19 protein-coding genes are annotated in these 20,593 nt (G+C 38.6%); 10 read left to right on the forward strand and 9 right to left on the reverse strand.

Annotation, left to right across the window (positions count from 1 at the left end):
• The first annotated feature begins 122 nt into the window (after window positions 1–122).
• The 6 genes from AC3E9V_RS09255 to AC3E9V_RS09280 all read left to right on the forward strand — a co-directional run bounded on the left by AC3E9V_RS09255 (window position 123) and on the right by AC3E9V_RS09280 (window position 7,891).
• Entirely contained in the window at window positions 123–1,202 is a 1,080-nt protein-coding gene (locus AC3E9V_RS09255) for a DegT/DnrJ/EryC1/StrS family aminotransferase (protein WP_488752903.1), read from the forward strand.
• Window positions 1,199–3,649 (forward strand): YfhO family protein, encoded by a 2,451-nt coding sequence (locus AC3E9V_RS09260; protein WP_488752904.1) that lies wholly within the window; start codon window positions 1,199–1,201, stop codon window positions 3,647–3,649. Before AC3E9V_RS09255 ends, AC3E9V_RS09260 begins: the two co-directional genes overlap by 4 nt.
• A 76-nt stretch (window positions 3,650–3,725) precedes the next feature.
• Window positions 3,726–4,895, forward strand: coding sequence for an NAD-dependent epimerase/dehydratase family protein (locus AC3E9V_RS09265; RefSeq protein WP_488752905.1), 1,170 nt, complete (start codon window positions 3,726–3,728; stop codon window positions 4,893–4,895).
• Window positions 4,880–5,821, forward strand: a complete 942-nt coding sequence (locus AC3E9V_RS09270; protein WP_488752906.1) for a hypothetical protein — start codon at window positions 4,880–4,882, stop codon at window positions 5,819–5,821. Before AC3E9V_RS09265 ends, AC3E9V_RS09270 begins: the two co-directional genes overlap by 16 nt.
• Window positions 5,822–5,830: 9 nt before the next feature.
• Window positions 5,831–6,631, forward strand: a complete 801-nt coding sequence (locus AC3E9V_RS09275; protein WP_488752907.1) for an FkbM family methyltransferase — start codon at window positions 5,831–5,833, stop codon at window positions 6,629–6,631.
• Window positions 6,632–7,891, forward strand: coding sequence for a glycosyltransferase (locus AC3E9V_RS09280; protein WP_488752908.1), 1,260 nt, complete (start codon window positions 6,632–6,634; stop codon window positions 7,889–7,891).
• Here the strand turns inward: AC3E9V_RS09280 and AC3E9V_RS09285 are convergent.
• From AC3E9V_RS09285 to AC3E9V_RS09305, 5 genes are all read right to left on the reverse strand, one after another.
• The gene (locus AC3E9V_RS09285; RefSeq protein WP_488752909.1) at window positions 7,873–8,637 is read right to left on the reverse strand and encodes a glycosyltransferase family 2 protein; all 765 of its coding nucleotides are present in this window, start codon (window positions 8,635–8,637) and stop codon (window positions 7,873–7,875) included. The two genes, AC3E9V_RS09280 and AC3E9V_RS09285, sit on opposite strands and share 19 nt — an antisense overlap.
• A complete protein-coding gene (locus AC3E9V_RS09290; RefSeq protein WP_488752910.1) occupies window positions 8,634–9,545 on the reverse strand; it encodes a glycosyltransferase family 4 protein in 912 nt (303 codons plus the stop codon). The genes AC3E9V_RS09285 and AC3E9V_RS09290 overlap by 4 nt, the downstream gene beginning before the upstream one ends.
• A gap of 366 nt (window positions 9,546–9,911) precedes the next feature.
• Complete coding sequence (locus AC3E9V_RS09295) at window positions 9,912–10,901, reverse strand: hypothetical protein (protein ID WP_488752911.1); 990 nt, start codon at window positions 10,899–10,901, stop codon at window positions 9,912–9,914.
• Between the two features lie 5 nt (window positions 10,902–10,906).
• Window positions 10,907–11,797 carry a LicD family protein gene (locus AC3E9V_RS09300; RefSeq protein ID WP_488752912.1) on the reverse strand — a complete coding sequence of 297 codons (891 nt, stop codon included), beginning with the start codon at window positions 11,795–11,797 and terminating at the stop codon, window positions 10,907–10,909.
• Window positions 11,769–13,256: a lipopolysaccharide biosynthesis protein gene (locus AC3E9V_RS09305; protein WP_488752913.1), complete on the reverse strand. Its 1,488-nt coding sequence runs from the start codon at window positions 13,254–13,256 to the stop codon at window positions 11,769–11,771. Before AC3E9V_RS09305 ends, AC3E9V_RS09300 begins: the two co-directional genes overlap by 29 nt.
• 203 nt (window positions 13,257–13,459) lie before the next feature.
• On the opposite strand from AC3E9V_RS09305, the gene AC3E9V_RS09310 reads away from it, so the two are divergent.
• On the forward strand, window positions 13,460–14,578 hold the full coding sequence (locus AC3E9V_RS09310; RefSeq protein ID WP_488752914.1) for a DegT/DnrJ/EryC1/StrS family aminotransferase: 1,119 nt from the start codon (window positions 13,460–13,462) through the stop codon (window positions 14,576–14,578).
• Window positions 14,579–14,607: 29 nt separating this feature from the next.
• Window positions 14,608–15,606, forward strand: a complete 999-nt coding sequence (locus AC3E9V_RS09315) for a polysaccharide biosynthesis protein (RefSeq protein ID WP_488752915.1) — start codon at window positions 14,608–14,610, stop codon at window positions 15,604–15,606.
• Here the strand turns inward: AC3E9V_RS09315 and AC3E9V_RS09320 are convergent.
• From AC3E9V_RS09320 to folK, 4 genes are all read right to left on the reverse strand, one after another.
• On the reverse strand, window positions 15,589–15,843 hold the full coding sequence (locus AC3E9V_RS09320) for a hypothetical protein (RefSeq protein WP_488752916.1): 255 nt from the start codon (window positions 15,841–15,843) through the stop codon (window positions 15,589–15,591). The genes AC3E9V_RS09315 and AC3E9V_RS09320 overlap by 18 nt on opposite strands.
• A complete protein-coding gene (locus AC3E9V_RS09325; protein WP_488752917.1) occupies window positions 15,830–16,183 on the reverse strand; it encodes a hypothetical protein in 354 nt (117 codons plus the stop codon). The genes AC3E9V_RS09320 and AC3E9V_RS09325 overlap by 14 nt, the downstream gene beginning before the upstream one ends.
• Window positions 16,184–16,293: 110 nt before the next feature.
• On the reverse strand, window positions 16,294–17,046 hold the full coding sequence (locus AC3E9V_RS09330) for a sulfite exporter TauE/SafE family protein (RefSeq protein ID WP_488752918.1): 753 nt from the start codon (window positions 17,044–17,046) through the stop codon (window positions 16,294–16,296).
• On the reverse strand, window positions 17,043–17,540 hold the full coding sequence (gene folK / locus AC3E9V_RS09335; protein WP_488752919.1) for a 2-amino-4-hydroxy-6-hydroxymethyldihydropteridine diphosphokinase: 498 nt from the start codon (window positions 17,538–17,540) through the stop codon (window positions 17,043–17,045). Before folK ends, AC3E9V_RS09330 begins: the two co-directional genes overlap by 4 nt.
• A 180-nt stretch (window positions 17,541–17,720) precedes the next feature.
• Here folK and sppA point away from each other — a divergent pair, with 180 nt between their 5' ends.
• A complete protein-coding gene (gene sppA, locus AC3E9V_RS09340) occupies window positions 17,721–19,463 on the forward strand; it encodes a signal peptide peptidase SppA (protein WP_488752920.1) in 1,743 nt (580 codons plus the stop codon).
• A gap of 58 nt (window positions 19,464–19,521) precedes the next feature.
• A complete protein-coding gene (bioB, locus tag AC3E9V_RS09345; protein WP_488752921.1) occupies window positions 19,522–20,526 on the forward strand; it encodes a biotin synthase BioB in 1,005 nt (334 codons plus the stop codon).
• Window positions 20,527–20,593 lie beyond the last annotated feature (67 nt).

Here is a 20,593-nt window from a genome sequence, read left to right on the forward strand (position 1 = left end):
TTCTCTCTGTTAAAAATTAGGGGTATGTTGTTTATTTGCTTTCGGCGCCCAATATTAATGAAAAATCCCCTGCTATTGAAGGGAACATTTTTTTTAATCTTACTTTTCAAATTTAGCCAGAAATGAACATTCCCTTTTTGGATTTAACGAGAGAAATTGCATATACAGACACTGGTTTTGCAGGTCAGTTAGTTAAAATGATTGCAAGGGGAGACTTTATTCTTGGTGAAGAAGTTCGCACTTTTGAGGAAGCTTTCGCCAAATTCCTGGGAATAAGTCACTGTGTAAGCTGCGGCAGTGGTACAGATGCATTGGAACTAGCCCTGGAAGTTAGTGGAGTCGGAGAGGGGGATAAAGTCATCATTCCTGCATTTGGATGGGTCTCTGTGTTTACAGCTGTAAAAAGAAAAGGAGCGATTCCGGTTTTCGTGGATGTGGAAGATCAAACCGGGAATATTGATTTGCAAGCTTTCCAGGAGGCAATAAGTCCCAAAACGAAAGCAGTAATTCCTATCCATATGTATGGTAACCCATGTGATGTACTATCGATAAGGGAAGTATGTCATAAACACGATTTAATATTGATAGAAGATTGTGCACAGGCACATGGGGCAAAAGTGGGAGGTAGGGCAGTTGGGACTTTTGGTGATTTAGCTATTTTTAGCTTTTACCCAACTAAGAATTTGGGAGCTTTAGGCGACGGAGGAGCTGTTGTAACCAATACCAAAGAGATGGCTGAGAAACTCAGGGCACTCAGGGATTACGGGAGGGCATCAAGGCATGAGTTTGCTGAAGTGGGGCGTAATAGTCGCTTAGACGAATTACAAGCCTACTTTTTAAATAAGAAGCTCCCTTTTCTTGAAGAAAAGAATAGAAACCGTCAACAAATAGCTCAACATTATCTTAATGTAATCAAATCATCAAAACAGGTTGATTTTGAAAATTCAGTTTTTTATCAATTTCCAATATTGGTTTCGAAGCGAGAGCGGTTTATCCGGCATATGAGTGAAGCTGGGATTGGCGTTGATATTCACTATCCGTTTACTATTCCAGGTGCTTTCAGTCAAAGCGAAGAGAATGTACTCAGTTCCAAATGGTTTTCTGAGCATGTCGTTTCCATCCCAATCTATCCCGGATTGACTGAAGCAGAAATATCCTACATTTGTGATCATCTTAAAAAACTTGAGGATTTTATATTATGAACTTCAATAAACAGAGCCTTTACCATCTGATCCCTATTATCGGTTTTTTCATTGTCGTGAGTATTTATTTTGCGCCCTTGTATTCAGGAAAAACTTTGATGCAAAGTGATAATATTCAGCTTCGAGGAGTTAATAGTGAAATCAAGGAGTACAAGGAGAAGGGGGAGCAGATTCACTGGAATAATAAAGAATTTTCGGGAGTTCCATTATTAAGGTCATCTGAGTATAATCCTATTCGGTTTGTAAATGGTATTTTGTTTAATTCCATTTTTCCAAAGCCAGTGATGATGATCTTTCTGCTTTTTCTGGGATTTTATGGGCTTCTTCAGGTTTTCAAGGTTTCGAGGTGGTTATCAGCGCTTGGAGCATTTGCATACGCTTTTTCGTCTTTTAACATTATAAGTGTAGAAGTAGGGCATGATAATAAGGTGTTGGCTATTGCCTTTATGGCTCCTGTTTTAGCCGGAGTTATATTGGCATACAGGGGCGAATTGCTTAGAGGGGGCTTACTTACTGCTATAGCTGCTGGATTTCAATTATACTTTGGTCATATCCAGATTACCTATTATCTGCTTATCATGGTGTTGGCTTATTTAATAGTGGTCTTGTATAGATTTTATAAAAGTAAGGATTGGGCATTATTTTTTAAGGCCTCGGGAGTACTGGCAGCTGCCACCATTTTAGCTTTTGGTTGTAATTTCAGTAAACTATATGCAACACTGGAGTATTCGGATTATTCTACAAGAGGTGGAAGTGATCTCAAAGAGCAGCAGGGAGAAAATGTAAGTAATGATGGCCTTGATAAAGATTATGCCTTAAACTGGAGCAATGGAGTTTTAGAAACATTTACTTTGATGTTTCCTTATTTTCATGGAGGAGCTTCAGGAGAGCGACTTTCTGATGATTCAGAGACTTATAAAGCTTTATCATCAAGAAGGGTTGATCCCAGGACAGTACAAAATGTAATAAATAATGTGCCGTTATACTGGGGGGATCAACCATTTACCGGAGGACCTATCTATTTCGGGGCTATAGTTTGTTTTCTGTTTGTTTTAAGTCTTTTAGTGGTGGAAGGACCATTGAAATGGTGGGGAATTGGTCTGACTGTCCTGTCTCTTCTGCTAGCTATGGGGAAGAATATGGAGTGGTTTACGGACATCTTTTTTTATTACGTTCCTTTATATAACAAGTTCCGGTCTGTGACTATGATCTTAGCTGTAGCACAACTGGTTGTTCCTTTTATGGCTTTACTGGCTTTAAATAAATTTTTCACCCAGATTGACACCATCCCAAAACCTGATAAGAAAATTATACAAGCTGGTGGAGTGATTATAGGTTTGGGGCTTTTCTTTTTGGTTTTTAAGGGAGCATTTTTTGATTTTAGTGGGGCTAATGATCAGGCATATGGATTTCCTGATTGGTTGATAAGTGCTGTTGAGGCGGATAGAAAAAGTCTTTTCACTTCGAGCATTATTCGAAGTTTAGTTTTCGTCCTTTTAGCCGGTACAGGATTGTGGCTTTATGTGAAAAAAATCCTTAAGCTAAACTCCCTGGTTATTGGTTTAACCGTATTGGTTGTGATTGATCTTTGGGTGGTAGATAAGAGATATCTTGGCACCGATGATTTTAGCACTGAAAGAAAAATGAGCCAACAGATTTTTCAGCCGACCAGAGCTGATCAACAGATTAATCAGGATCAGGGCTATTTCAGAGTGATGAACCTTACCTCTCAGAATCCCTTTAGTGATGGTATCACATCATTTCATCATTATTCGATACTAGGGTACAGCGCTATAAAAATGCAGCGCTATCAGGAGATCATTAATAAGTATATACGTAATATGGATGATAACATTCTGGATATGCTTAATACACGATACATTATAGGGAAGGGGCAAAATGATCAACAGGTTGTCCAGAAAAATCAGGATGCCTTAGGAAATGCCTGGCTGGTAGAAAGTATTAGTTATGTAGAAGGTGCGGATGAGGAGTATCAAAAAGTCGGTGAAATAGATCCATCTAAAGAAGCCATTGTAGATCGAAGTAGATTTGATGATCATGTTTCCGATCAAAATTTTTCGGGAGAGGGTTCAGTTTCACTAGCTAGTTATCATCCGGAAAAAATGGTTTATGATTTTTCTTCTCCAGGTAAACAATTCATTGTTTTTTCAGAGATCTATTATGGCCCCGGGTGGCAGGCCTATTTAGATAATGAACCGGTTGATCATATAAGAGTAGACTATATACTTCGAGGTATGGAAGTCCCTGCTGGTGAACATCAAATAACCTTTAAGTATCAACCTTTTAGCGTCTCAGGAGGAAACGTGATTATCATTATTTCCACTCTACTGGTCTTAATAATGGTAGGTTTTAGTTTGTTTATGCATTTGCGAAAAGGAAACGAGCAGCAAGAGATATTAGGAAAAAATCATAGTGTTGGCGATTGATTATATTTGGCGCCGGAAAATGAAAATGGACTTGATTGGAGAGAGTCTTGAAACCCAAAAAAATTTAGATTAAAAAATGAGTCAGAAGGTATTTGTACTTGGTGGAGATGGTTTTTGTGGGTGGCCCACCAGCCTCAAACTTTCAAATAGTGGTTACGATGTTACAATTATCGATAACTTATCCCGCAGGAAAATAGATTTGGATCTTTTTTGCGAATCATTGACCCCAATTGTTAGTATTGATAAGCGTTTAGAACGCTGGAAAGAAATCACAGGGAAGGATATTGGATTTCATAACCTGGATTTATCTACTGATTATGATAGGTTTCTAGATCTGATAAAGGAAGAAAAGCCTGATGTAATTGTGCACTTTGCTGAGCAGCGATCTGCTCCTTTTTCTATGAAAAATAGTGGAACTAAACGCTATACAGTTAATAATAATATTAATGCAACACATAACGTATTAACTGCAATCGTAGATTCTGGTCTTAATATTCATTTGATTCACTTAGGAACTATGGGTGTTTATGGATATGGTACAGCAGGGATCAGTGTACCTGAAGGATATCTTGAAGTAAACATTCAAAAAGACGGGATAGAAGCAACCACGGAAATCCTTTATCCAGCTAACCCTGGAAGCGTATACCATACAACAAAAACAATGGATGCTCTATTGTTCTATTATTACAATAAGAATGATAAGCTTAGAATAACCGATTTACATCAGGGGATAGTATGGGGAACAAATACCAAGGAAACCAGTATGCATCCGGACTTGATTAATAGGTTTGATTATGATGGAGACTATGGTACTGTACTGAACCGGTTTCTTATGCAAGCAGCCATTAAATATCCACTGACCGTTTATGGTACAGGCCAGCAAACCAGAGCTTTTATCCATATTCAAAATACTTCAGAGTGTATTCAATTAGCAGTAGAAAATCCACCTGAAATTGGAGAGCGTGTTAAGATCTTTAATCAGGTTACTGAAACGCACGCATTGATAGATCTCGCAAAGAAAATTTCTGCGCTTACAGGTGTAGAAGTCAATCATCTGGAAAATCCGCGAATAGAAGATTCTAAAAACACATTGAAAGCTGATAATAAAAATTTCTTGAATATTGGATTAAATCCTATTTTCTTACAGGAAGGGTTGTTAGAAGAGGTTATGAACGTAGCTGAGAAATATGCTCATAGAGTGGATCAATCTAAGATATTACCAAGAAGTAAGTGGAAGACCAATTAACCTATCAATGTAAAAATCCTGTTGTAATAATCGTTTTTAACAGGCCTGATAAAACCAGAGAACTGATTCAAACCTTGAGGAAAGTACAACCAGAAAAGGTTTACGCAGTTGCTGATGGCCCAAGAGCAAATAAGCCAGCCGATCTTGAAAACACCAAATTAGTTCGGGAAGCAATTTCGGATAATATAGATTGGCCATGCGAAGTAATCAAGATTTACTCAGATAAAAACCTGTCAGGTCCGGTGCGGGTTCCATCAGCGTTTGATGAAATATTTAGTAAAGAGGAACAGGCAATTATTCTGGAGGACGATTGTATTCCTTCTGTTTCTTTTTTTAGGTTTTGTGATGATTTGCTTGAAAAATATAAATATGATCAACGGGTAGGGACCATATGTGGATTTAATCTTGAATTTGATTTTTTTGGTCACCCTATCGAGGGTAGAAGGCACTCTTCTTATTTTTTTTCAAAATACCCGGCATCATGGGGGTGGGCTACCTGGAAGAGAGTGTGGCAATCATTCGATCACGGGTTAAAAGATTTCCCATTATTAGATGAGAGTGGTTTTTTTAAATCGATATCATCCATTCCATCAGTAAAAAAATTTTGGTATAGAAAGTTTGAGCAATTTTATAAGAAGGAAAAAAATAATTGGGATTACAAGCTAATTTACTCACTTTTAAAAAGCAATCAATTATCGGTAATTCCTAATTACTGTCTGGTGAGTAATATTGGAGCTGATGGATCCGGGGCAAATTATACCACGAAGGATTATGTAAGTCGCAAGCGTGCATTTAGTTTGAAGTTTCCTCTAAAGCATCCTTTAGAACCATCTGTCGACCGGCAATATGATTATCATGTTAGTACTCATTTTTTTTCAAATAGTAAGCTTCATAAGGGGTTGCGTCTTTTAAGAAATTTATTTTAGCTTGAGTGCATGTTATACGCTTTTAAAGTCTTATTTAAAGAACCATACAGAATACTAAAGACTAAGGATGGCAGAGCCTTTCTTAAACTCTGCTGGAAATTAGGAGATAAAAAAAGAGACAATCCAATAGAGGTTAAGTTTTCAGGGCATGTATTTAAAATTGAGGATACCTGGTCATTCTTGTGGCAGTATCATGAGATATTTTTTCGACGATCATACGCCTTTACTCCCCGGTCAAACAAACCGTTAATTATTGATTGTGGTGCGAATATTGGCTTGTCTTTGACTTTTTTTAAAAAAAGGTATCCGGGAAGTAGAGTTATCGCTTTTGAGCCTGACCCCCGGATATTTGCATTTCTCCAGCATAATGTTTCAAGTTTTACTGATATTGAATTGCATAAAAAGGCAGTTTGGAAAAATGCTGAAGGAGTTCACTTTCAAAAAGGCAGCTCAGATACTGGTCACATCTCTGAGAGTTCCGGTGATTTGATAGAAAGTATTAGACTAAGAGATCTATTGCTTCAATATGAGCGAATTGATCTGTTGAAAATGGATATAGAAGGAGCTGAGTTTGATGTATTGCATGATTGCAAAGATGTCCTCAATAGAGTAGAGACCCTATTTGTGGAAGTGCATACAAATGTGCATAAAGAGCAGAAAATCTCTCAACTTTTGAGCGTAATTGAAAATGCAGGATTTCGATACTTCATTGAAAATGAAAACACTCAGGTAACTCCCTTGATGGGGAAATGGAAGGTGGGGCCGACGGGTATGGATGTCCAAATTAATGTGTTTGCTGTAAGAATATAAATGAAAGTACTCATCCTAAGCACTTTTGGTAACTATGGTGGAGCAGCGGTTTGTTCTAAACGCTTGAAACTAGCTTTACAGAAATCCGGCGTTAGTGTCGACTTAGGTGTAATGCATGCTTATGATGGAAAACAGAGTGTTTTTCTCCTTAAGAATAACCTACTATCCTTTATTAAGAAGTGGTTTTTTTTCATCATAGAACGGGTAGTCGTTCTGTTTTCCATCAAAAATTACCAATCGCTGTATAAATTTTCTATTGGAAGTCCAGGGTATGATTTGCTGCAAAATCCTCTCGTTAAGTCTGCTGATATAATCCATTTACATTGGGTCAATTTTGGATTTGTAAGTATTAATGAAATCGCCAGGTTATCTATAGCAAAACCTGTCATTTGGACAATGCACGATATGTGGGCTTTTACTGGGGGATGTCATTATGCCTTAAAATGTGATTTATATCAAAAAGAGTGTGGGAGTTGCTTTTATTTAAGGAATAACTCTTCATTGTCTCATCGAGTTCTTACCAAAAAAACTCAGCTTTGGAAACAAAGGAAATTTAAACTGGTAGCTACAAGCCAGTGGTTAGCAAATTGTGCAAATAAAAGCACACTGTTCAACTCCCAAAATATCGAAGTTCTAAGTACCCCTATTGATACTGATACCTTTAAGCCTTTAGCTAGAAGTGGTCTAAAGAATAGCTATGGACTTAATGAAAAAAGATTTTATGTATTATTTGGAGCAGTGGATCTAGCTGATGAACGAAAAGGTTTTAAATATCTCTTGGAGGCAATAGGAGTACTTAGAAGTGAAATCCCGAGTCTTCACCTCCTGACTTTTGGTAAATTAGATGATGAACTTTTACCTGCTGATATCGAACACATCTCTTTTGGTCAAATAAGTAGTTTGAATAAGCTTAGCGAGATTTACAATTTGGCAGATGTCTTTGTTCTTCCTTCAATTCAAGATAATTTACCCAACACTGTTATGGAATCATTGGCATGTGGTGTTCCTGTAGTTGCCTTTGATTGTGGTGGGGTGAATGATATGATTGATCATTTGAGTAATGGCTATTTAGCAAAGAACATGGACTCCAAGGATCTTGCAGATGGGATTTTACATTTTTATCAGAGTAAAATACACCTTTCGTCAGCTAGTAAATTGGCAAGAAACAAGGTTGTAAGCTGTTTTTCAGAGGGGATAGTGGTGAAGAAACATCTTGAAATTTACCAAGACCTTATTGATAATCATTCTGAAGTTTTATAAGCTCCATTTTTAATAAACCTAAAAATAAAATAGAAGTGCATTAATAACACCCTGATGAGGCTAAAGTGTTTTGTCAAAATTAAAAATCTCTCTTTCCAACATTTTAATAGCTGAGTATCTGAAATGCCTCCTTGTAAATATTTAGCAATTGGATCTTCTATCTTGACTATTTCCTTACACTTTTCAAGTATATCTAATTGCCAAAGGATATCAGCACTACACTTATAGGTAAGGTCATATTGTAAACACAAAGACCTTTTAGGTATAAAAGACTGATGACTAACTACCTGACCATTTAGGAAATCTTTTTTTGTTAGTTTTTCCGGTAGTTTTCTACTTGTCAGTTCAGTTCTACTACCTATTGGTTGACGCTCTCTATTGAGAATTATCGTTTCTCCATAAAAAAGGTCAGCGTCTGCATTTTTGGAAAAGATACTTTCCAAAGTACTTGGAGAATAAAGCTCATCTCCTGCGTTTAAAAAAAGAATGTATTTGCCACTGGCAATCTTCAAGCCTTTATTCATCCCATCATAAACTCCATTATCAGGCTCGGAGATTACTTTGGTCACGTGATGATCATAATTTGAAATGAGTAGAGTAGTGTTATCCGTACTTCCTCCATCTATTATTATGTACTCGTACTCAGTAAATGTCTGATTGATAATGCTTTCTATGGTAGGACTGATGTATTTTTCAGCATTATATGTTACAGTGATAATAGATAGTATCGGATTGTGCGAGTTCATTCATTTTTCCTGTTTCCAATGTATTCGTATATTGAGGGTGAGTTTCTGAAAAGCCCTAGTTTAAATTTTATTACTCTTAATATCTCAAAGATAATTTTATAGTTGTATAACCAATTTTTTTTCATCGGATATACACTAGTCCTTTTGTTGTTTTTCAGTTGATCAAAGAGCTCTTTCCAATGACTCATTATTTTATCTTGGGCGAACTTTTGCGTTACAAATACTTTCCCATTTTTGCCCATTGCTTGGCTTATGGCTGGGTTTTTTAATAACAAGACAATCTTCTCAACTAGTTGAGTTTCATTTTTCACTAAAAAGCCAGTCTCTTTATCAATAACAGTATCCAGGTTTCCGTAGCGCTTGCCTGCCACAACAGGTGTGCCGCTGGCTTGAAATTCAATAGCACTACCAGGACATACTTCACTATTTCCATGAGGGTTTATCACTCCCACAGTAGCTTTTTTCAGATAATCTATTTTTTCTTCACCAAGCAGGCCCAGAAATTTTACAGATTCCAATATCCTTCCTTCGTCATCCTTCAGGTAAGAACTGAACAGGTTTTCATAATCTTTTTCAGCAATGCCTAATTCTCCAAGTTTTTGTGTAGAATCATAAAGTCTCCCTGATCCAATGACGTACAGTTTTGCGTCAGGGGATTCTTTTAAAATTTCTTTCCAGGCCTTTGCCATTAAATGAAAGTGTTTAGCGGGCACCAAACTTCCTAAAAATACCACCAGGTTATTGTCTTTTGATATGGCCTGTCCGGAAGCATAAGGATTAGTATCAAAGCCATTAAATATTACTGTAGACTTCAGGATTACAGGATGGTCTCTCAAAATATCCAAAACTTCATGACCAGCAAATATGACTCTCTTTATTTTGTCAGATGAAGAAAGGTATTTGAGCATTTGGGGTGGAGGGATATTGTGACACCACGCTAAACATTTTTGGTTGTCCGGCAAATAGTCAGTAATTCGTTCTACTCCAGGTTTCCAAATGAAATAATCAAACTTCTGTATTTTGGAAATCTGGGTGAGTTCGCTGGTATCATTGATGGTCAGTTTCCGGATACCGTTAGGCAGACACTTGGCTCCAAATGTAATTATTAACCATTCTATTTCATTAGGGTAATATTTATTGAAGTAGTAGGGGAGGGTAATGAAATTAAACTGGGTTCCACCTATACCAGGATTTCCCTTTTCAGGGTTAGATACATCTATATGAATGTTTTTGTCATTTAAGTAAAGGGCTATCTTGAGCATTAGCTTGAGTTTTTACATCGGGTAGCCAAATTCTGAAAGTGGGAGGTCGAGTTCTTTTTCCACATTTTGATTGCACTCTCTAAAATAATTAGTAAGAAAAGCCGTCGTTGAGCCAGAAAATTCATATTGAGCTTTTTTGCCTTTTTTCATTTTTTCCTTTAACATGGTGATTAATGGTGTTGGAATGTAATTCGAAATAGGAAACTCTCCCATGATTTTTTTCTTCATATTACGAATAGTATTATATCGCAAAGAAACACCTGTGTTTTCAGGCTTTAGGCTTTTTAATAGTTTAAGTGATATTTTTGGATCAAGTCCAGTTCCTTTGTGCAGCTTTGAAGAGAATCTCTCAGGATTATGGATCATGTCTTCAAAAAGAAGAGGAGTGACATGGTCAACTCCAAAAAGTTCCTGACATTTTTTTGTCATTTTGAAAAAATCAAGGGAGTCAAGGAAGCTGTGCTCAAGGAAATTGGTTTTCCTAACCCATTGATCTAATGAAAATGGTTTTCCATGGATCAAGTTTTCAGGGTCAAATGGATGTTCTCTATATTGTGATTTAATTAGGTCTAGTTGGTTTCTGAAAATGAGCACTATATGTTCAATGTTAAGTTCCTTTAATCTAAAGAGTTTATCATGGATCTTAGGAAATGAAAAGAACACACTCGTAATGAATTCATTACTCAAAACATTGATTTTTTCTGTGGTTGATATTTCTTCCTTCAGGTAGGGGGTGTATACTTCTGCTTGAAAGTCAGTTTGATGAACTAAATCATGGTGAAATTGAATTAAATGCTGATTATTTAGATAATTACTATTTATTTCTATTTTGGCTGAGGAACCGGTATTCTGGGTGGGGTAAATTCCTAAAAAGTTTATATCAGGGTGAAGATTGAAAAACTGTTTTTGTAGGGCGCTGCTACCTGCTTTTGGATAACCAATATGAAATAGAATCATGTTTAAAAAATCATGTTTTTGATTAGCTTCCCTTTCAACAATCAAGAGTCTTAAACATAAGCTATTGCCTTACATCTGTTGAGTAACTCTTTGTTATCTTTGATTTCTTCTATTAACTTATTGGAATAAACAATATGACTTTTCTTTGACCAGCCTCCTTCTCTATTAGGATCATCATCTTCCCAGTTTTCTCCATATTCTTCTGTGAAATATTCTTCAACCTTAGAGGGAATATTAAATTCCATTCCATAAAATTTTATCGTTTGCAAATTTTTAAAATAGCTAAGTGGGATAACAACCATCCCATATCTTGTTTTGCTCCTCATCCATTTATTGGAAAGAGAGATTACTAGATTTTGAGTCGTTTTTTCTGAAAGGAGATTAGCTAATTTGGCTAGTAAAAGACCAAGATAAGTGATCTTAAACCGTTTAAAGATTGTCAGTGTCATTAATCTTTTGAAATATAATATATCTATGAGTTCCCATAAAAATCTTGTGCTCAAATTATCGCTTTTATGAATAGCTCTAATTATATAGTTATTTTTTACTTTATAGAATTTAATGTCAACAGGCATTGTATTTCTTTTTACAGTGACCATGCCTTTTATTTCCTTATTAACGGGGTCAAATCTTTCCTGTATAAGGAATCCCTTTTGCTGTAACCTTGGAATAGCAGAAGTAAACGCATCTCTATTTGAGGCAAATACACCCAAATCTATATCGCGATCTCCAGGTAATATACTCCCTCTAGTCATGCACCCCAATAGTGTACCACTCATTAACCAAAATTCAAGACCGTGGGATTCAAAAACTTCTTTCAAATCTCTTAAGTCCTCTATTGCTCCTTTTTCAATTTTTGAAAGGTCTTCGAAATCGAAATTTTCATTTGGACTCCCTTTAATACTTTTCTTATTATCTGATATTGACTTTTTTGAGCGCATTTTTCGCAAAACTTTTCAACTCTTTAGAAATATTTATGAAATATATAGTACCTATAAACACTACTGTTATCAATGCTGAGCGTATTCCAATGGCCAGTATTGGATTTATTTCTAATGGAATATAATAAAATATTAAACCCACAATGATGCTAACTAAAAGCAACTTAAGATGATTTGCATCAAATATTTTCAACGCGAGTTTTCTTTTTATTATCAAGTATTTTAAACACTGGTCTATAACCACAGTAATTAATGATGCTAAAGCGGCTCCATTTAATCCAAATACGGGGATTAGAGAAATGCTGAGTAAAATTAATAGTATAGTGCTTAACAGAAGAAAATAAAGCATATATTGTTTGTGATTTGAATACATTAATATATCACTATTCGGACCGAAGAACATACTAATGACTTTTGATAGTCCGATTATAACTACCACAAAATAGCCTTCTTGAAGTTGATCTCCTTTTGGTATCAAATTGAACAAATCCTGGAGATTGGTAATAATCCCGATAGCAATCAAAATACTTATAATTCCAAGGTTAATACTTGCTCTCTGATAGATATTCTCAATATTTCTTATATCGTTCTTTTGAAAGTTATCAGATATCAGGGGACCAATTACCTGGCTGGCGGCTCTTTTGGGCATTTCAATAATAATACCTAAAAAAGCGCAGATTGTAAATATTCCAGTTGCCTCAAGACCCAAATACGATGAGATTAAAACAAGATTAATATTAGCCATTATGGAAATGCCTATGCTTAAGCCGAGACTGTAAGCTGAAAATGAAAATGAGTTTTTAAGCAGTGATTGGTTTAATGTTAAGAAATTAAGTGATGGTCTGAACCTATATTTGAGACAAATAAAAACAAGGAAGATTAATGTATTAAAAAAATAGACTGCCGTAAGTAAGTAAATGACCATATCAAAAGAAATGAGTTTCAGTCCAAACAGAATGATGAAAGCCAGGCTTCCAATTCTCAGGAAGACTTCTTTGAGAATTGAAGGGAAAATGATATTTAATTCTGATCTGCTGAGAGAAAATAGATACTCGAAATAAGATTGTGATATGAGGATCAGTAAAGAAATATGAATGTATTGAATATACTCTGAAGATTTCTCTTCGAAAAGACCAGCAAAAAAATCATGAAATCCTAATATGACACATCCTACTAGAAGGTTAGCTACTCCGACCATTATCAATTGCAAGGTAATGAATTGATTTTTTTGGTCCCTATTAGCTTCTAGATGGGGGTAAAATTTCACAAGGGCTCCACCCATGCCCAATGCAGCAAACGGTATAAGCATTGCGCTATTAGATTGAATAAGCCTTATAAGCCCAATCTGATCTATATCCAGATAAGTAGGCATAAATAGCAGAGTATTCAGATAACCAACTACAATACCAGCATACATGATGGCTGATCCCCAAAAACTCTGCCTGATGACTACACCCATATTTCTTCAGATCCTTCTTTTAATCGATCTTTTAAAGCTTTGCAATTTCTGCATTTTATTTCATGTGGTCAAAGCTTAAAAGCTATTGATTTGGGAAATCATCGATGGATAGCATGCTTTTAAAGATTTGTATAAAGCATACTGATCATTTGTATTTACTTTGCCAGGGTGGAAAACATTCTACCGTTTGTTGCATTCCGGTCATGAACTATAAGATACCATTATCCAAACCCTACACAGATACCCGTGAGATTGAAGTTATAAAGGAAGTACTGGAATCATCCGTTCTGAGCCTCGGACCAGGGACTGAACTTTTTGAACAGCGATTGGCAGCTTTGGTTGGAAGGAAATACGGAGTAGCTGTAAACTCAGGAACATCCGGGCTGCATCTTGCTGTAAAAGCATTGGGTCTGGGAGAAGGGGATGAAGTGATCACTTCCCCTTTTTCTTTCATAGCTTCTGCTAACTGTCTTCTTTACGAAAAAGCCAAACCGGTTTTTTGGGATATAGAGGAGGATACCTTGGGCATGGATCCGGATATGATAAGTAGTAAGATTTCTGAAAAGACCAAAGGAATATTGCCGGTTCATGTGTTTGGACAACCGAATAAGGCTTTACCAGAAATGGTTAAACTTTCTGAAGACCATGATCTGAAAATCATTGAGGATGCCTGTGAAGCTCTCTTTGCAGAATATGATGGAAAGCCAATTGGTAGTTTTGGTGATGCTTCCGTTTTTGGCTTTTATCCAAATAAACAAATTACTACGGGTGAGGGGGGGATGGTCGTCACTGATAATGAAGAAGTGTACCGTACGATTAAGAGTTTGAGAAATCAGGGGCGCTCCAGTATGCAAACAATGGAGTTCACCCAGTTGGGTTACAATTACCGCATTAGTGAGCTTACTGCCGCGTTGGGTCTGGCACAGCTGGAGAAAACAACAGACATTAAGAGAAAGCGAAGTGCGGCTGCTGAACTTTACCTGGATGAACTGCAGAATGTAGACGAAATAGTCTTACCAAAACAGTTTCCAAATATGGTTCATTCCTGGTTTTTGTTTACAATCAGGGTGCGATCGCAGTGGCGTGACTTGCTGGTGGATTCTCTTAACAAAAATGGGATTCAATGTAAAGCCTATTTTGACCCCTGTATTCATCTGCAGCCATTTTACCGGAAGAAGTTTGGGTATAAAGAGGGGGACTTTCCTGTAGCAGAGCAGGTCAGTAAAGAAATAATGGCATTGCCTTTCTATACCGGAATAGCTGCTGACGAAATCAAAATAGTGGTTAATACCTTGAAATCAGCCATTCATAGTCTCAGATGAGTGTGTTTCTTATCCTTTAAATTTGCATCATGAAGTCCTTGAAGGAAAAATCTGTTTTAGTAACCGGAGGAACGGGCTCTATTGGAAGGGCCCTGATTGATGATCTCATTCACAGGGATGAGATCAGAAGTGTTACAGTATTTTCCAGGGATGAGCATAAGCAATGGGAACTGGAAAACCGCCTGAATAGTGCAAAACTCAGATGCATCTTAGGGGACATCCGCGATCAGGAAAGGGTGGCCGAAGTAATGGAAGGGCATGATGTAGTGGTCCATGCTGCAGCACTTAAGCATGTAGAAAAAGGAGAATTATTTCCTTCTGAGTTTCTTAAGACCAATGTATTGGGAACTGAAAATCTAATTAGGGCGGCAAGAAAGCATAGCCCCGAAACGTTTCTTTTCCTGTCCACCGATAAAGCCGTAAACCCAACCAGCAACTATGGTTCAGGGAAACTTACGGCTGAGAAGATGATCACAAAAGCCAATGAGTCCGGAGATGCCAGATTTTTATCGCTTCGTTTAGGCAATGTATTCGGAACTCGAGGGACAGTTGTACATCGGTTTTTACTTTTACAGGATCGTGAGCGTGGGATATTTCATGTAACCAACCCTGAGAATACCCGGTTTCACCTGACTATAGACGATGCTGTACAACATATTTATTATGCCCTTAAAAAGGCTGTAGGTGGAGAGATTATTGTACCAAAACTTAAAAGCTTTTTATTATCAGACATGGTGAAAGCAGTGGACCCAAAATGTGAGGTCATTGTTTCCGGCTTGAAGCGAGGAGAGAAGAAGCATGAGATGTTGTTGGCGGAGAGCGAGCTAAAAAACACCATCGAGAATGATCATTATTATATTATCTCTCCGGAGATTAATGAATCAGCCAGATACGATATTCATAGGGAATATGGCGCTTCGAAAGTTGACGAATCCTTGGTTTACAGCTCTGAAACTACCGAGAGACTCACACAAGAAGAACTGAAAGAGCTAATATCACCTGTTAAAGATTTAGCGGAGAATTTCTAGAAGCTTGTTTATGTCTTCCTCTGAATTATAAAAAAGAGGAGATACGCGAATAAAGTCTTTCTGCTTGCTTGTTTGGATTTTTGCTTCTGCGAGTTGATCATATGCTGTCTCACTTGCCTGGAAACTTGTGATGGATGATCGTGAATCATGAAATTTTATTTCTCTGGTTTTACTTTCCAGCCCTTTGATCAGGAAATCCTTCAGTTTCTTATTATGATGTATTTCACCTTGTACCATGGGGTCCCCAGGTCATTGTTACCGAGGGAAAATCATCCTTCAGACAGATTACAGGCTTCCTGGGTAGGTATTGAGCTGCCAGATTATACCCAAGGGAAACATTCGGGAGAAAAAACACCTGGTCAGACTCTGCACCGATAAGCTTAGCTGCTTTGGTTCTGGTACCCTCATAAAGATTGCTCCAATGATCAAATCCCCAGCTTCCATGAGTTGAAACGTGATCCAGGAATTTTTTTTGAGCGAAGGAAACCTCCGATGGAAGGGCACAGTACCTGGCTGTATTCAGGTAGGTGTATTCTGATAGTATTGGAAATCTTGAATGGTAGCCAGAAAAATCCATTTAGCTTGCTAATTCATAGACTACAGGTCCTGTGGCTTAAAGAATTAATTAACAGTAAGTTAAAGGTTCTCAATAAAGAATTCGTTCCACGTCGGCCTGGATTATCCAGGTTAGCCAAAGAACCAAAGTTTTATCGCCAATCCCAAAACAGTAACCACCAGAATTAGCCGGATCCACTTATCATCTTTTCCCACCGACCAGCGACTGGCTATCCACCCGCCTGCGGAGTTGCCTGCTGCGAGCGTAAGTCCATAATCCCACCGCACCTGGTCCTCCCACATGAAAATCCCCAGTGCTACCAGGGTATAAGCCACGATCACAAAGGATTTTATAGCATTGGTCTTAGCCATGTTGAATCCGTGAATACCTGTAAGCGTAGCAATGATCAGGAAGCCTACACCTGCCTGAATAAACCCGCCATAGAAACCGATGAGAAAGAAAAAACCAATAGCAGCAATTTTACTTTTCTTAGTGAAACTTTCAATACCGGCATTTTTTGTGATATAAGGTTTTAAAACGGTCAGGATGATCACTATGACCATCACGATGGCCAGTATCTTATTGAAGAGCTCATTTCTGATATCCACGGCATAGAATGCACCAATAACACATCCGGGAATTGCTGCGATGGATAACCAGAGCGCGTAAGGGTAGGCACTCACTCCTTTACTTCTGAATCCGGAGACAGACATCACACTTTGCAGCATAACCCCAATCCTGTTTGAGGCGTTGGCTTCACTGGAAGGGAGCCCCAGAAAAATAAAGAGGGGTAGCGTGATCAATGAGCCTCCTCCGGCGAGCGTATTGATCACTCCGGTAAACAGTCCGGCTCCCAAAAGCAATAATGCATCAATCCAGGTCATACGGTGATTTTGAGATCTGTTTTATGACAGGGTAGATCATCGGGGCAAATTTCTAATAATTCCTGGTGATTCATATTTAAAACCGGATGGATTTCGTTTGGAGCAACTTCTACCAGGGGCATAAGTGTAAACCTTCTCATCTGAATGCCAGGATGAGGAATGATTAAGTTTTCTGTCTTGACCTCCAGGTTGTTGTAATACAGAATATCTATGTCGATGATCCGGGACCCCCATTTTTTGATTCTTTCGCGACCCATTTGCTGCTCCGTCCTGAGACACGCATCCAGCAAACTTTCCGGAGCATGGATGGTGTCTATTCGCAAGACCATGTTTAAAAACCAATCCTGATCCTCTTCACCCCAGGGTGCTGACTCATAAACAGAGGAGGAGTCTACTACACTCATTTCATAAGCTTCCAGTATATCCTTTGCTTGCTGCAGGTTTTTTAACTTATCCCCCAGATTGGTTCCTAAAAGAAGAAAAATCCCTTTCATCAAACAATTATGGTCAATTGACAGTGTTAATTTCCATGTGTTCAAAAGTTTGGTGAAATTAGCGGTTTGCTGCTCAACTTTGATCATTCGTGGTTGGTGTGGCTCAATATTTGGGTTGAGCATCATGCTCATTTCACGTATAATTACTTTTGTAAAATAGCATCATTTTAAAAAAATAATATGGCATTTCTGCGTAATCTATTAGCCACACTTACCGGGCTGGTTATATTTTCGATAGTTGGTTTTTTCATCCTCATAGGCATCATCAGTGCAATATCTGCTTCATCTGAGGCCGTTCCTGATATACCGTCAACCTCGGTTTTGCACCTGAACTTAAATGGAGTGGTGGTGGAAAAAGCTTTAGATGACCCGCTGCAAGAGATCCTGGGCAGGGGACCAACTCCGATTAGTCTCGTTGACCTTTTAGCTGCGATTGAGGCGGCTAAAGATGATGACCGGATAAAAGGGATATACCTCGAGCCCAAGTTTTTATCTGCCGGAAGTGCCTCTTTACAGGAAATAAGGGATGCAATACTGGATTTTAAGTCTACAGGTAAATTTGTCTATGCTTATGGTGAATACCTGAGTGAGGGAGATTATTACCTTGTTTCCACGGCAGATTCCATTTACCTCAACCCGCAAGGTTCCCTTGAATTTAATGGGCTCACTGCCAGTGTGACCTTCTTCAAAGGTCTTTTTGACAAACTTGAAATAGAGCCTGAAATCTTCAGAGTAGGGGAATTTAAGAGTTTCGTAGAGCCATTCATCCGCAAATCCATGAGTGATGAAAACCGCCTTCAGCTGAGTGAATTGATCAACTCCGTATATTCTACCTACCTTCAAAACGTTTCTGACTCCAGGGGAATAGAGGTGCCAAGGTTAAAATCCGTATCGGATCAAATGGAGGTCCGTTTTCCGGAGGATGCCGTCAAGGTGGGGTTGATTTCCAGGGTGGGCTATGAAGATGAGCTCATTAAGTCCATAAAATCAAAAATGGAGCTCGGTGAAAGCGATAAGTTGAAGTTGACAGGCATTCGGAAATACATGAAGGCCAATGTTGGAGGCAATTATTCAAAGAACAAGATTGCGGTGATTGTGGCGAATGGAGAGATTGTAATGGGCGAAGTAGATGATGCTGTAGGAGGGGAGCAGTTTGCCAGAGAGATCCGGGAGGCCAGGGAAAGTAAATCCGTTAAAGCGATCGTATTAAGAGTCAATTCACCTGGAGGCAGTCTTACGGCCTCCGATATGATCTGGAGGGAGATCATGCTTACAAAAGGCAAAAAACCAATCATTGCTTCCATGTCAGATGTGGCTGCATCGGGAGGTTATTATATCTCTATGCCTTGCGATACCATAGTGGCGCAGCCCAATACCATTACAGGATCCATCGGGATTTTTGGTATGCTTTTCAACTTTGGAAAATTTCTGGATAACAAACTGGGAATTACTACCGATAAAGTAACTACCGGTGAGTTTTCTGATCTGATAACCGTAACCCGCTCACTTACTCCTTATGAGCGCTCCATTATCCAAAGCCAGGTAGAGGCTGGGTACAATACCTTTATAACCAAGGCTGCTGAAGGTAGGGGAATGACCGTGGAGGAGATCAAAAAGGTAGCCGGAGGACGTGTCTGGACAGGAGAGCAGGCCATGGACCGGGGGCTTGTGGACATGCTGGGCTCGCTGGAAGATGCCATTACCCTGGCGGCAGAAAAGGCCGATGTGGCTGATGATTACAAGGTAAGCTACTATCCGAAGCAAAAACCACTGATGGAAAAGCTATTAACAGAACTGAGTGGAGCCAGGTCCGCCTACTTTAGTGTGGGAACGCCCGTCACGCCATACCTGGAAGATATCAGATCCTTACAAAGAATGACCGGTTTACAGGCCCGTCTTCCTGGAAATCTGGAAATAAATTAAGCGGTATTTTTGGTGATCATTTAAACCTCATTAACTTCCCAGAAGAAAATAAGAGCAAATGGAAATAAGGAACGACTGGACCAAAGAAGAGATAAAAGAAATATTCAATAAGCCTGTATTGGAGCTTATTTATGAAGGAGCTTCAGTTCACAGGAAGCACAACAACCCATCTGAAGTTCAGGTGTGTACATTGCTATCGATCAAAACCGGCGGATGTCCTGAAGATTGTTCTTATTGCCCACAGGCAGCCCGGTATCATACAGATGTGAAGGTTCAGAAGCTTCTGGATGTGGATTTAGTCCTGGACAAGGCAAAACAGGCAAAAGAGAATGGAAGTACTCGTTTTTGTATGGGTGCCGCCTGGAGAGAAGTACGGGATAACAGGGATTTTGATAAAGTCATCCAAATGGTTTCAGGAGTGAATGCCATTGGCCTGGAGGTATGCTGTACCCTTGGTATGCTGACCGAAGATCAGGCAAAGCGCCTGAAAGAAGCCGGTTTATATGCATACAACCATAACCTGGACACTTCTGAAGATCATTATGAAGAGATCATCAGTACACGGGCGTATGATGATCGCCTTGATACCATCGATAATGTGAGGAATGCGGATATTTCTGTTTGCTCAGGCGGAATAATAGGGATGGGTGAAACCAATGAAGACCGGATTGCAATGCTTCATACTCTTGCGACTATGGAAAAACACCCTGAATCTGTTCCGGTAAATGCTTTGGTACCTGTGCCCGGCACACCCCTGGAGAAACAGCCAAAAGTCTCGGTATGGGATATGGTGCGTATGATTGCCACAGCGCGTATCTTAATGCCTAAGGCTATGGTTCGTCTGTCCGCAGGACGTGTAAGGATGTCAGTTGAGGAGCAGGCTTTATGTTTTTTGGCAGGAGCCAATTCGATTTTTGCCGGAGACGAGCTGCTAACCACTCCTAATCCGGATGTGAACGAGGATAAGCAAATGTTCCAGACATTGAACCTGAAGCCGAGAGAGGCTTTTACTAATGAAATGAAAACAGGAGCAGAAAAATCTGCCGCTAACTTCCTTGCTTAGCAGATAGTAAGGAAGTTGTATATTTGCTGATAACCTGAAGAGTAGCCACTTCAGGCAGTTTTAAAAA

The organism is Marinoscillum sp. HNIBRBA16962, from assembly GCF_057801515.1.